The 11,381-nt window shown below is 61.6% G+C and carries 15 protein-coding genes; 13 read left to right on the forward strand and 2 right to left on the reverse strand.

Annotated elements, in window-relative coordinates:
• Positions 1-2 precede the first annotated feature (2 nt).
• Positions 3-1,814, reverse strand: a complete 1,812-nt coding sequence (locus O3301_RS26605) for a terminase ATPase subunit family protein (protein ID WP_305057937.1) — start codon at positions 1,812-1,814, stop codon at positions 3-5.
• Between the two features lie 136 nt (positions 1,815-1,950).
• On the opposite strand from O3301_RS26605, the gene O3301_RS26610 reads away from it, so the two are divergent.
• The 10 genes from O3301_RS26610 (at position 1,951) to O3301_RS26655 (ending at position 7,789) form a co-directional block, all read left to right on the forward strand.
• Positions 1,951-2,739 carry a GPO family capsid scaffolding protein gene (locus tag O3301_RS26610; RefSeq protein ID WP_305057938.1) on the forward strand — a complete coding sequence of 263 codons (789 nt, stop codon included), beginning with the start codon at positions 1,951-1,953 and terminating at the stop codon, positions 2,737-2,739.
• Positions 2,740-2,788: 49 nt separating this feature from the next.
• Entirely contained in the window at positions 2,789-3,808 is a 1,020-nt protein-coding gene (locus O3301_RS26615; RefSeq protein ID WP_305057939.1) for a phage major capsid protein, P2 family, read from the forward strand.
• Complete coding sequence (gpM, locus tag O3301_RS26620) at positions 3,808-4,524, forward strand: phage terminase small subunit (RefSeq protein WP_305057940.1); 717 nt, start codon at positions 3,808-3,810, stop codon at positions 4,522-4,524. The genes O3301_RS26615 and gpM overlap by 1 nt, the downstream gene beginning before the upstream one ends.
• A gap of 107 nt (positions 4,525-4,631) precedes the next feature.
• Positions 4,632-5,132 carry a head completion/stabilization protein gene (locus O3301_RS26625; protein WP_305057941.1) on the forward strand — a complete coding sequence of 167 codons (501 nt, stop codon included), beginning with the start codon at positions 4,632-4,634 and terminating at the stop codon, positions 5,130-5,132.
• Positions 5,132-5,347, forward strand: coding sequence for a tail protein X (locus O3301_RS26630; RefSeq protein ID WP_034778648.1), 216 nt, complete (start codon positions 5,132-5,134; stop codon positions 5,345-5,347). The genes O3301_RS26625 and O3301_RS26630 overlap by 1 nt, the downstream gene beginning before the upstream one ends.
• Before the next feature lie 65 nt (positions 5,348-5,412).
• A complete protein-coding gene (locus O3301_RS26635) occupies positions 5,413-5,784 on the forward strand; it encodes a hypothetical protein (protein WP_070224671.1) in 372 nt (123 codons plus the stop codon).
• Positions 5,784-6,344 carry a glycoside hydrolase family 108 protein gene (locus tag O3301_RS26640; protein WP_305057942.1) on the forward strand — a complete coding sequence of 187 codons (561 nt, stop codon included), beginning with the start codon at positions 5,784-5,786 and terminating at the stop codon, positions 6,342-6,344. Before O3301_RS26635 ends, O3301_RS26640 begins: the two co-directional genes overlap by 1 nt.
• A complete protein-coding gene (locus O3301_RS26645; RefSeq protein WP_305057943.1) occupies positions 6,341-6,853 on the forward strand; it encodes a lysis system i-spanin subunit Rz in 513 nt (170 codons plus the stop codon). Before O3301_RS26640 ends, O3301_RS26645 begins: the two co-directional genes overlap by 4 nt.
• Positions 6,837-7,325 (forward strand): phage tail protein, encoded by a 489-nt coding sequence (locus tag O3301_RS26650; RefSeq protein ID WP_099375103.1) that lies wholly within the window; start codon positions 6,837-6,839, stop codon positions 7,323-7,325. Before O3301_RS26645 ends, O3301_RS26650 begins: the two co-directional genes overlap by 17 nt.
• Complete coding sequence (locus O3301_RS26655; protein WP_305057944.1) at positions 7,322-7,789, forward strand: phage virion morphogenesis protein; 468 nt, start codon at positions 7,322-7,324, stop codon at positions 7,787-7,789. The genes O3301_RS26650 and O3301_RS26655 overlap by 4 nt, the downstream gene beginning before the upstream one ends.
• A gap of 1,052 nt (positions 7,790-8,841) precedes the next feature.
• Here the strand turns inward: O3301_RS26655 and O3301_RS26660 are convergent.
• A complete protein-coding gene (locus O3301_RS26660) occupies positions 8,842-9,051 on the reverse strand; it encodes a hypothetical protein (RefSeq protein WP_305057945.1) in 210 nt (69 codons plus the stop codon).
• A gap of 406 nt (positions 9,052-9,457) precedes the next feature.
• Between O3301_RS26660 and O3301_RS26665 the strand changes: the two genes are divergently transcribed.
• Genes O3301_RS26665 through O3301_RS26675 form a run of 3 tightly spaced genes read left to right on the forward strand, consistent with a single transcriptional unit; the run spans position 9,458 to position 11,369 of the window.
• Positions 9,458-10,120, forward strand: a complete 663-nt coding sequence (locus O3301_RS26665; protein WP_305057946.1) for a phage baseplate assembly protein V — start codon at positions 9,458-9,460, stop codon at positions 10,118-10,120.
• Positions 10,117-10,461 carry a GPW/gp25 family protein gene (locus O3301_RS26670; protein WP_305057947.1) on the forward strand — a complete coding sequence of 115 codons (345 nt, stop codon included), beginning with the start codon at positions 10,117-10,119 and terminating at the stop codon, positions 10,459-10,461. Before O3301_RS26665 ends, O3301_RS26670 begins: the two co-directional genes overlap by 4 nt.
• Positions 10,458-11,369 carry a baseplate J/gp47 family protein gene (locus O3301_RS26675; RefSeq protein WP_305057948.1) on the forward strand — a complete coding sequence of 304 codons (912 nt, stop codon included), beginning with the start codon at positions 10,458-10,460 and terminating at the stop codon, positions 11,367-11,369. Before O3301_RS26670 ends, O3301_RS26675 begins: the two co-directional genes overlap by 4 nt.
• Positions 11,370-11,381: the final 12 nt, after the last annotated feature.

An 11,381-nucleotide genomic window follows, 5' to 3' on the forward strand; every position in this document is an offset into this window, starting at 1 on the left:
TCTCAAGAATAAATCTCCATGAATGATTGGTGGTTGTCGGTCGTACCTTCGAAGGGCTCGTGATCGAGGGCGTGCATGCAGGCCCACGCCAGGTCGGCGTGGCCGGTTTCATCGGTGCGCCCCGCCACGTAGGTGACGTTGCGCCCGCTGGGGGTGAGGGTCTTGCGGATCGCCATGAAGGACTGCGCGATGTCCGTCCAGCCGGCGTCAAACTCCAGCCGGGCTTTACTGATGATGTTCTTGGCCTTCAAGACCATGCGGGTTTTGACTTCGGGCGAGTAGTTGATCGCCGTGGCGGCCGGGAAGAACTGGCGCACGATGGGAAACACGCCGATGCCCATGCCCGTGGTATCGATGCCGATGTATTCGACGTTGTAGCGCTGGGTCATCTGGCGGATGGCCTCGGCGTGGTCCTTGAAGTCCTGGCCGCGCCACTGGTGGCGCTCCAGGATGCGGAACTTGCCGCCGGCCGTCATGGGCGGTGCCAGCACGACGCAGCCGGCGCTGTCGCCGTTCAAGGCCGGGTCGTAACCGATCCACACGGGCCGGTTGCCGAACGGGCGCAGGCCCAGCAAGGGCTTGTAGTCATCCCATTCGACCCAGGAATCGACCATGCAGCGCTGCAGCTCGGCCAGCGGGAAGACCGAGGCCGAGTCGTCGATGAAGTTGCACATCAGCAGATTGTCGAACTGGTCCGGGCTGTATTCGAAGTTGCGCAGCTCGTCGATGTCGAACAGGTTGCAGCCGCCGCGCTCTGCATCCAGGATGGTGACGATCTGGCGCCAGATCTTGTCCTCTCCCGTGTAGCCCGACGAGAGGCGGCCATGGCTCACATCGATGTTCACCTGATCCGCCTTGGCGCGGCGCTTGTTGAACAGCTCGCCCGTCCAGAACGGGTAAGCCTGGTGCGTGGTCGAGGATGGCGTGGAAAAATACGTCTTGCGCCATTTCTTGTGAATGGCCATGCCCGAGGCCACCTTGTTCAACTCCTGGAAATTCTGCGTCCAGAAGAATTCATCGAAGTAGAAATTGCCGTGGTAGCCCTGCGCCGTGCGCGCGTTGGTGCCCAGGAAATACAGGTGCGCACCGTTCGGCAGCACGATGGGGTCACCCGTCAATTCGATGCCGGCCGCCTCGCGCGCGAATTGCACGATGTATTGCTTGAAGACGTGGGCTTGCGACTTCGACGCGGACAGGAAAATCTGGTTGCGGCCCGTCGCCATGGCGTCGGCCAGCGCCTCACGGGCAAAGTACCAGGTGGCGCCGATCTGGCGCGACTTAAGGATGGCGCGCGTGCGCTGGTCGCCGTTGCGGAACCACACTTTTTGATAGTCGAACAGCGAATCCTGGAAGGCGTCGAGCAGCTGGATTCTCTGTTCTTCGCTGAAATCGTTGCGCGTCGGCTTCTTCTTCGGCCCGGCATTGCGGTTCGCCAGCTTGGGGTTGAGATCGACCTCGTTGCCGCCCGGTTGCTCATAGCGGCGCACGCGCGCCGCCTGCACGACAGCGCGCATCAGCAGATCAATTTCCTTGTAGTCGCTGCCGCTCTTGACCTCCTTTTCGATCAGTTTCACCAGGCGCAGCTCGGCCGCTGCCTCGACGTGCTCGATGGCCTGCGCCTTATCCCATTCGTCGCGCTCTTTCCAGCTATTGATGGTGCTGCGCTTGATCCCCAGGTGGCGGGCGATGGACGAAATGCGCCAGCCCTTCCAGTACAGGGCGCGCGCGGCGCGTCGTGGCTCGGATTCGGGCACGGCCAGTTCGCCGATGATTTCATCGACGGTTTGTTCGCTTGTTTTCTCGATTGTCAGCATGCCGCCAGCGTAGGCCGCGCGCGCGCGGAACGGGGGAAGGCAAAAGTCGCTATGGCCCATAGCAACCCGCACCGCATTGAATCGCGGCGCCAAGACGTTGACCATGGCGTTATCCGATCAACCGAGAACGCCCACCATGTCCAAATCGAAATTTTTCCGCGTCGCCACCGAAGGCGCCACCACGGACGGCCGCAACATCGACCGCGCCACCATCGAGCAGATCGCCGCCACCTACAACCCGAAAACCTACGGCGCGCGCATCTGGCTGGAACACATTCGCGGCATCCTGCCCGACAGCCAGTTCAAGGCTTACGGCGACGTGATCGCCGTCAAGGCCGAGGAAGTCGACACCGACAACGGCAAGAAACTGGCCCTGTTCGCACAGATCGAACCCACGCCGGAACTGGTGGCCATCAACAAGGCGAAACAAAAGCTGTACACCAGCCTGGAAATCCAGCCCGATTTTGCCGACTCTGCACAACCCTACCTGGTCGGCCTGGGCGTCACCGACAGCCCGGCCAGCCTGGGCACCGAAGCGCTGCAATTCTCCGCCAGCCGCAAGCTGCAAAGCACCAATCTGTTTACGTCCGCCGTCGAGGTGACGCTGGAATTTGACGAGCCACAGGGCATCAAGCTGGCCGATGCCGTGAAAAACCTGCTGTCGCGCTTTTCGAATAAATCCGGCAGCGACGCCGCGCAGTTCGCCGACATCAGCGAAGCGGTACAGGCGCTGGCCGGCCACGTCGTCACCGCCAACGACAACTACGCGGACGCCGTGACCCGCCTGGAAAAAACCGAAACAGCCTTGAAGGCCACGCAGGAAGAGCTGGCCAGCTTCAAGACGCAGATGGACGAGGCGCCCGGCAACGGCCCGCGCCGCCCGGCCGCCACCGGCAACGACGGCGCCGTGCAAACCGAGTTTTAAACGCCCGCGCCATCCACCTACCCCCCATTCAACAACGGAGCACCGAACCATGAAAAAGCAAACGCGCCAGGTCTTTGGCCAGTATGAAACCCGCCTGGGCCAACTGAACGACACGGACAACGTGGCCAAGACCTTCAGCGTCACGCCCAGCGTGCAGCAAAAGCTGGAAAACAAGATGCAGGAATCGAGCGAGTTCCTGTCGAAAGTCAACATCATCGGCGTGGGCGAGCAGGAAGGCGAAAAACTGGGCCTGGGCGTGTCCGGCCCGATTGCCGGCCGCACCAACACCAAGGACAAAGAACGCAAGACGCGCGACCTGTCCACCCTGGACAGCACCAAGTACCGCTGCGAGCAAACCAACTTCGACACGCATTTGAACTATGCCAAGCTGGACGCCTGGGCCAAGTTCCCCGATTTTCAATCGCGCGTGGCCAATGCCATCTTGACGCGCCAGGCACTGGACCGGATCGTCATCGGCTTCAATGGCATGAAAGCCATGGCCGACACCGATCTGGACGCCAACCCGCTGCTGCAGGACGTGAATAAAGGCTGGCTGCAGCACCTGCGCGAGCTGGCGCCCGAGCGCGTGCTGGGCCTGGTGGCCAACGGCATGCCGGGCAAGGTCATCATCGGCGACGTGGACGGCGCCGACTATGCCAACCTCGACGCGGCCGTCACGGATGCTGTCAACCTGCTGGACCCGTGGTATCAGGAAGACACCAACCTGGTGGCCATCGTCGGACGCAAGCTGTTGAACGACAAGTATTTTCCATTGGTCAACACCAAGCAGGCGCCCACGGAAACCCTGGCGGCCGACATCATCATCAGCCAGAAGCGCATCGGCGGCTTGCCGGCCGCGCGCGTGCCCTACTTCCCGGACAATGCCATCCTGATTACCCGCTTCGACAATCTGTCGATCTACTTCCAGGAAGGTGCGCGCCGCCGCCGCGTCGAGGATGTGCCCAAGCGCGACCGCATCGAAAACTACGAATCGTCGAATGACGCCTACGTGATCGAAGACCTGGGCCTGGCCGCGCTGGTGGAAAACATCGAGCTGAAAGACAAATAATGGCCAACCAGTCCCCCGCCCTGCGCCACCGCGCGCGCATGCTGGCCGAGCGCACGGCCGGCGCCGCCGCGCCGCAGGGCGTGACCACCGGCACGGCCTACGACCTGATGCTCTACAAGCTGTCCGACGACCGGCGCCGCCTGAAAGGCATTCAGTCGGTCGAGCGCAAGATTGAGGTCAAGGCCATCTTGCTGCCTGAGTATGCGCAATGGATCGACGGCGTGCTGGCCGGCGGCAAGGGCGCCCAGGATGACGTCTTCGCCACCTTGCTGGTGTGGCACATCGACACGGGCGAGTATGCGCGCGCCCTGGTCATGGCCGAATACGCTTTGGCGCACAAGTTCACCCTGCCCGATGGCTACAGCCGCGACATCGCCACCCTGATGCTGGACGAGTTCGCCGAAGGCTACTTGCACGGCAAGCTGGCCGCCGATCCGCAGCATGCCGCGCAGGTGCTGGGCCAGGTGGAACAGCTGACGGCCGCCAGCGACGCGCCCGACCAGGCGCGCGCCAAGCTGCACAAGGCCATCGGCCTGGCCATGATCGCCGTGCTGGACAAGGCCGACGACACGGACATCGCCCCGGCGCTGGTGGCGCAGGCGGAAACGGCCATGGCCCAGTTGACGCGTGCCCGCGCTCTATCCGAGTCATGCGGCGTCAAGAAAGATATGGAACGGCTTGAGCGGCGCATCAAGCGCGCGGCCGGTTCCACGTAAAGAGCATCCCCCGCAGCACGGCGGCACGGGGGGATTCTGTCCAACGCATTGGCAACGATGCTGACCTGATGAACCCCGTCCACCGCCCCATTTTGAAAGCGCCCCGTATGTCCTTCATGGCCCTGCCCCCGTCAATCCCGCCCAGCACCCCGGCGCCGCCAGCGCCTGCCCCTGGCGTCATCGAGAACGACGGCTGGTTTCCCGACATCCTGCTCACCGATATGCGCGACGCCATGCGCCTGGATGGCACCGTCACCGACGCCCGCCTGGTGCAAGCCGTGGTCGATGCCATCCTGCAGGTCAACCGCGAGCTAGCCGACTGGCAGGGCAAGCACGCCGCCGCAGGTATCACCGCCCTGGTGGACGTGTCGGCCACGCGCATCAACCGCGAATCCCGCCTGCTGGCGCAGTACCGGCGCGCCGTCTACAGCACGGCGAAGGCCGACCTGATCGAGCGTTACCGCGACTACGACAGCACGGCCACGTCCGTCAGCGACAAGAAAAGCATGGAATGGCTCGACGACGCCCCAGGCGCGCAGCGGCGCAACGCGCAATGGGCCATCGCCGATATCGTCGGCCGCACGCACCTCACCGTGGAACTGATCTGATGCAGGTGCGCACGCAGCAGCACGACACAGTAGACGCCCTGGTGTGGCGCTACCTGGGCGACGGCGCGGGATACGTCGAGCACACCCTGGAAATGAATCCCGCGCTGGCGCGCCACGGCGCCGTGCTGCCGGCCGGCCTGGTCGTCACCCTGCCCGAGCCGGCGCCCAGCACAGGCCAGGTGGCCGCAGCTGATCTTGTGCAGCTATGGGACTGATCCTGGCATTCACCCTTTTAGTCATCATGAAAAATCTATCACCCCTCTCACCGGAGAATCAAGCAATGTCCGCAGAATCGTTTGGTGGTTTCGCCACCTTGGTCAAACTGTACGGCTTCAAGGCGGCGCTGGGCATGGTCGGCGCGGCCATGCTGTACATCGTGCTGCCGCCGCTAAATGCCGACGGCACCTTCAACAAGGGCGAATTCGTCGCCCGCCTGGCCTGCGCAGGCGTGTTCTCGTGCCTGCTGGGCGGCACCGTGTATCAGCTGCTGTGCGCCCAGCTCCCGGCCATCGGCGCCATGGTCAACGCTTCCGCCATCGACCTGATCGTGGGCGCCCCCGGCTGGTGGGTATCGCGCGCCGTGGCCCTGTGGTTCCAGCGCCGCAGCGACAAGGACATCGCCGAGCTGGTCAAAGACGCGAAGGAGCATTGATGGCCACCACCGAAAATCCGCTGATCGCGCGCACCATCGACGCCATTCTGCGCGCCGAAGGCGGCTACGTGAACGACCCGCAAGACAAGGGCGGCGAAACCAATTACGGCATCACGGTGGCCGTGGCGCGCGCCAACGGCTACACGGGGCCAATGCGAGATTTGCCCGTTACGATGGCGCGCGCTATCTACACGGCGCGCTACATCACGAAACCCAAGTTCGACCAGGTGCTGGCCCTGCATGCCGGCATCGGCGCCGAAGTGATCGACACGGGCGTGAACATGGGGCCGCACCGCGCGGCCGAGTTCCTGCAGCGCTGGCTGAACGGTTTCAACGACACGGGCGCCCGCTATCCCATCCTGGTTGTCGATGGCAACCTGGGCACGCAGTCGCTGGACGCGCTGGCCGCCTTCCTGAAATGGCGCGGCCAGGATGGCGCCGCCGTGCTGCTGCGCGCCCTGAACGGCCTGCAGGCGGCGCGCTACCTGGACATCACCGAAGCCAACAAGAGCCAGCGCCGCTTTCTGTTCGGCTGGATCAAGGAACGGGTGGCCATGTGAGCACGACCACCTGGCGCCCGCTGGCCGCCTGCCTGCTATGCGGCGCCATCGCGGGCTGGACGGCGCAGGGATGGCGCAAGGACGCCAACATCGCCGAATTACAGCGCGCGGCCGCCACCAACAAAAGCACCGCCGCCAGCGCGCTGGCCCAGGCCACCGCCCGCGTGCTCACGCTGGAGCGTACCGCCGGCGGCGCCCTGGCGCAGCGCGCCGACCACCTCACCCAGGAGCAAATCCATGCGAAAACCGAGCGTGACCGTTTTAATCTTGATGTGCGCAGCGGCGCTGTGCGTCTGTCAATCCCCGTCGCCAGTGGCCAGTGCGCCGCCACTGCAGATACCACCGCTGCCGCAGACCATCGGCATGAAGCGCGCGCCGAACTTGACCCAGCGACTGCGGCAGCTCTTGATGCCATTGCCGGCGACGGCGACGACGCCACCCGCCAGCTGAACGCCTGCATCGACGCCTACAACCTAGTACGAGACACCTACCATGTACAAACCGAATAGCCTGCGCCAGCACCTGGCCGCCGCCATCCCCGACCTGCAGCGCGACCCCGACCGCCTGCTGGTCTTCGCCGACGAGGGCAACGTGGTGGCGTCGGCCACCGCCTCCCTCTCCTTCGAATACCGTTTCAAGCTCAACCTGATCGTCACCGACTACGCGGGCGACGCCGACGCCATCATGGTGGCCCTGATCGCCTGGCTCAAAGTCCACCAGCTCGACCTGATGGCCAACGAGGAAACCCGCAAGCACGGCATCGCCTTCGAAGTGGATTTTAACAACCATGAAACGGTCGACATTTCCATCAAGCTGGACCTGACCGAGCGCGTGGCCGTCAAGGCTGGCGAGGCGGGCCGCCTGGACATCAAGCACCTGGCCGAGATACAGCACATGCCGGCCTACGCAGACGAGTTCTGGAAGCTATACGCCGGCGAGACCCTGCTGGCCGAATGGCGCACGCCCGAGGCAACGCCATGAGCGACGATCTGCACGCGCTGGAAGCCTGGGCCGGCGCGCTGCTGGCGAAGCTGCAGCCGGCCCAGCGCCGCGCCATCAATCACAAGGTGGCCATCGACCTGCGCCGCAGCCAGGCGCAGCGCATCAAGGCGCAGCAGGGGCCGGATGGCACGGCGTATCCTGCGCGCAAGCGGCGCAAGGAATTCAAGGGGAAGAATGGGCGGGTCAAGCGGCAAAAGGCGGCCATGTTCGCCAAGATTCGCACCGCCAAACATCTGAAAGTGAAGGCGACCGGCGATCAGATCGAGGTCGGGTTCTTTGGCTGGGTGGCACGCGTGGCGCATGTGCATCAGTTTGGCCAGCAAGACCGCGTGTCAAAAAAAGGGCCCGCCTACAAGTATCCGGAGCGCCCTCTGCTGGGGTTAAGTGACCCGGATCGGACGTTGATACGCGAATCTCTGCTGCGTCATATGGAAAAAAACTAAGATACTTCAATGCAAACATCAACTGACATTAGTTGTTAAATTATTCACCAATCCTGCGCCATGAGATATCTAATGCATCCGTCCTTACGCCGTCCGTAACTATTCGTTAGATTCCATGGAACAATATTAGCTAGAATTCGAATATGTCTTTGTATAGCAGCATCTGGAGTTTCGAACCTAGATCGCAACGAGAAGGGAAAGATATGAAAACCCTATACACTTTTCAAACTAACAAGGGAATGGTTCGGATAGACCAGAACCCGAAAAATCGACTATTTCATGCAGTCTTTAACGATGAAAGCCTTGGCAGTTACCACTCCCCCGATCAGGCTGCAGAGGAATTATCTGCCGGTTGCACCTTCATTTCCGCATCTGGGATCGATACAGCGACTCTTGGAATACCCTGCGAACTTAGCGATTGGAATCGGGGGCCATATCCCGACGCGACTTAGGCAACCTAAAATAGAAGGCCATAGCGGCAAGCCCAGCGTACTTGTAGTAGAGGGCTTCAGCTCAAGCACCAAGGCAGCAGTCGCGGTGCTGGTCATGCCAACCACGCCATAGTCATTAGCTCGCGGGAGCTGTAGAGCATCTAGCCAGGACGTGAGAGTTAATACAGTGGACAATCGATTTACTAGCTCTTAGCTTGTGAGATTACTTTAATGTCAATTCATCAAAAAAAATACAAGACAAGAATTGTAAAGCTTCAAGTGGATACTGAGGTCATTCGGTACTGCGACGTAGCAAACGCACGATTACAGATTCTTTTGATCATGCGTAAACACGGTCTCACACCGGCTGATTTCAACCACGAGGAGAAACGGTTATACATACCTCGTAAGGCATTGAAAATTAAATAGATGGGTACAAAAACTAGGAAGACTTGGACGGACCGCGGAAGTCCATCCAAGTCGCTCAAAGGTATAGAAGAATCAATATCTTTATAGTGGAGGAAGTACTCTAACACTCAGGAGTGCCAATCTAAAACCGAGATATAGATTGACTTATCACACCAAAAAAAATATGGCACCGATACCTTTTTCGGTAGATTTTTATAAATTTGGTTGCATATACATTACTTTTTCATCTGAGAAATAATAATGACTACTTCGACTATCTAAATGATATTGACCACCACCGATATGCTCAATTTTCCCGGAAACTGTTTCATTGTTCATGAAGGTGACGTTCCACGTTGTCGATGGTTCCAGGTTGAGATTTACTTTTCCATGTTGAACTGCAAGTGCAACAATTTTGCTCATTTTCAGTCTCCATTTTATATAAATTTCTCCGCGAGAACTAAAAACCGATCTTTTGGCTGCACCCACTCCGTACTTCTCCCTTTATCTTTTAGGAGAGGGAGACATGTGCTTATAGGGGGCGCTCTTTTAAGTACCCATTCGGCGAATTTCAATAATAATACCAATTATGCAATTTGTGTAGTATGGAACTCTTTTTTTCGTCATCGTATGACATTGCCCCTCCCTTACGTCAAGCGTCTTGTTGGAAAGAACATTCGGTCGCCATTGCGCTGAAGCGGGTTACCCGTCTCGTTGTCCAATACTTATAAAACACGAGGTAATGCATCATGTACTGCCATAGTCGCTAAACGGCATATCAACCCGCCCCCGCGTGCATCCGCACGCGGACTTCGGCAACATGCATTGCATGAACGCCGACCTGTCAGACCTCCTTCGCTTGCTGCAAAACCTGATCCGCCTGGGCACCATTGCCGAGGTCAAAGGGGCCAAGGCGCGCGTGCGGCTCGGGCCGACACTCACCACCGAATGGCTGAAATGGGCCGTACGGCGCGCCGGCAGCACGCGCACCTGGTCGGCGCCCACCGTGGGCGAACAGGTCATCGTCTTTTCCCCCGGCGGCGACCTGACACGCGGCATCATCGTGCCGGCGCTGTACTCGCAGGCGTTTGACGCGCCCGACACCAGCGACAGCATCCACACCACGCACTACCCGGACGGCGCCGTGGTGCAGTACGACCACGCGGCCCACGCCCTGACGGCCACGCTCCCCGGCGGCACGGCCACCATCACGGCCGACAAGGTGACATCGAACGCGCCCAGCACCATCTGCACGGGCGACCTGATCGTCATGCAGAACCTGATCGTCATGCAATCCACCACCGTGGAAGGCGTCACCACCCTGAATGGCGGCGTGAACGCCAAGGCCTGCGCCGCTGGCGGCGTGGCCATGGCCGTGCAAGGCACGGTCAAAGCTACCGACGACGTGCTGGCCGGCGCCATCAGCCTGGCCAAGCATACGCACGGCGGCGTCAGGGCCGGCGGCGACCAGTCGGGCGGGCCGCAATCATGATGGGCATGCACGCCGCCACCGGGCGCAGCCTGACGGGCCTTGATCACCTGCGCCAGTCGGTCGCCGACATCATCACCACGCCCATGGGTTCGCGCATCCGGCGCCGCCGCTATGGTTCCGAAGTGCCCGAACTGATCGACCAACCCCTGAACAGCGCCACGCAGTTGCGCATCTACGCGGCTACCGCCTTTGCCCTGCGCCGCTGGGAACCGCGTTTGCAGCTCGCCAGCGTGCAGCTCACGCGCGACACGGACGGCGCCATCGCCCTGCTGCTCGATGGCACGGCCGATGGCCAGGGCATCACTCTGTCCGTGCCCGTCAAGCAAGGCGGTGCCGTATGAGCACGCCCATCGACCTGACCCAATTGCCCGCGCCCAGCGTGGTCGAGGTGCTGGACTTCGAAGCCATCCTGGCGACGCGCAAAGCCCACCTGGTGAGCCTGCTGCCGGAAGCCGAGCGCGCGGCCGTCACGGCCCTGCTGGAGCTGGAATCGGAACCGGCCACCAAGCTGCTGGAAGAGAACTGCTACCAAGAAATCATCCTGCGCAACCGCGTCAACGAGGCGGGCAAGGCTGTCATGCTGGCGTTTGCCCTCGATGGCGACCTGGACCAATTGGGCGCCAACGTCAACGTGGCGCGCCTGGTCATCACGCCGGCCGATCCCAACGCCTTGCCTCCCGTGCTTGCTGTCATGGAAGACAATGACGCCTACCGCCTGCGCATCCAGGAAGCGCCGGACGGCCTGTCCGTGGCTGGCCCGAAAGCCTCCTACGAATTCCACGCCCGCAGCAGCGACGGCCGCGTCAAGGACGCGAGCGCCACCAGCCCCGCGCCGGCGCACGTCATCGTCACGGTGCTGGCCAACAACGACACAGGCATCGCCGACGCCGCACTGCTAGCCACCGTGGCGCGCGCGCTCAACGCCGAGGAAGTGCGCCCCCTGGGCGACCGCTTGAGCGTGCAAGCCGCCCAGGTCATCGACTACCAGATCGAGGCCACCTTGTTTATCGGCGTCGGCCCGGAAGTGCCGATCCTGCTGGACGCCGCGCGCGCCAACGCCGCGCGCGTGTCGCAGCCGCGCCGCCCGCTGGGCCACAGCATTTATCGATCCGCCTGCAGCGCCGCCGTCCACGTCGAGGGCGTGCGCAAGGTCGTCTTGACCAGTCCGGCGGCGGACATCGAACTGAACGCCACCCAGGCCGCACGCTGCACCGCCATCAAGTTGAATGTGGTGGTGCTCGATGAATAAGCACGTGGCCAC

Source organism: Janthinobacterium sp. SUN211, assembly GCF_030587315.1.
GTDB classification, from domain to species: domain Bacteria; phylum Pseudomonadota; class Gammaproteobacteria; order Burkholderiales; family Burkholderiaceae_D; genus Janthinobacterium; species Janthinobacterium kumbetense.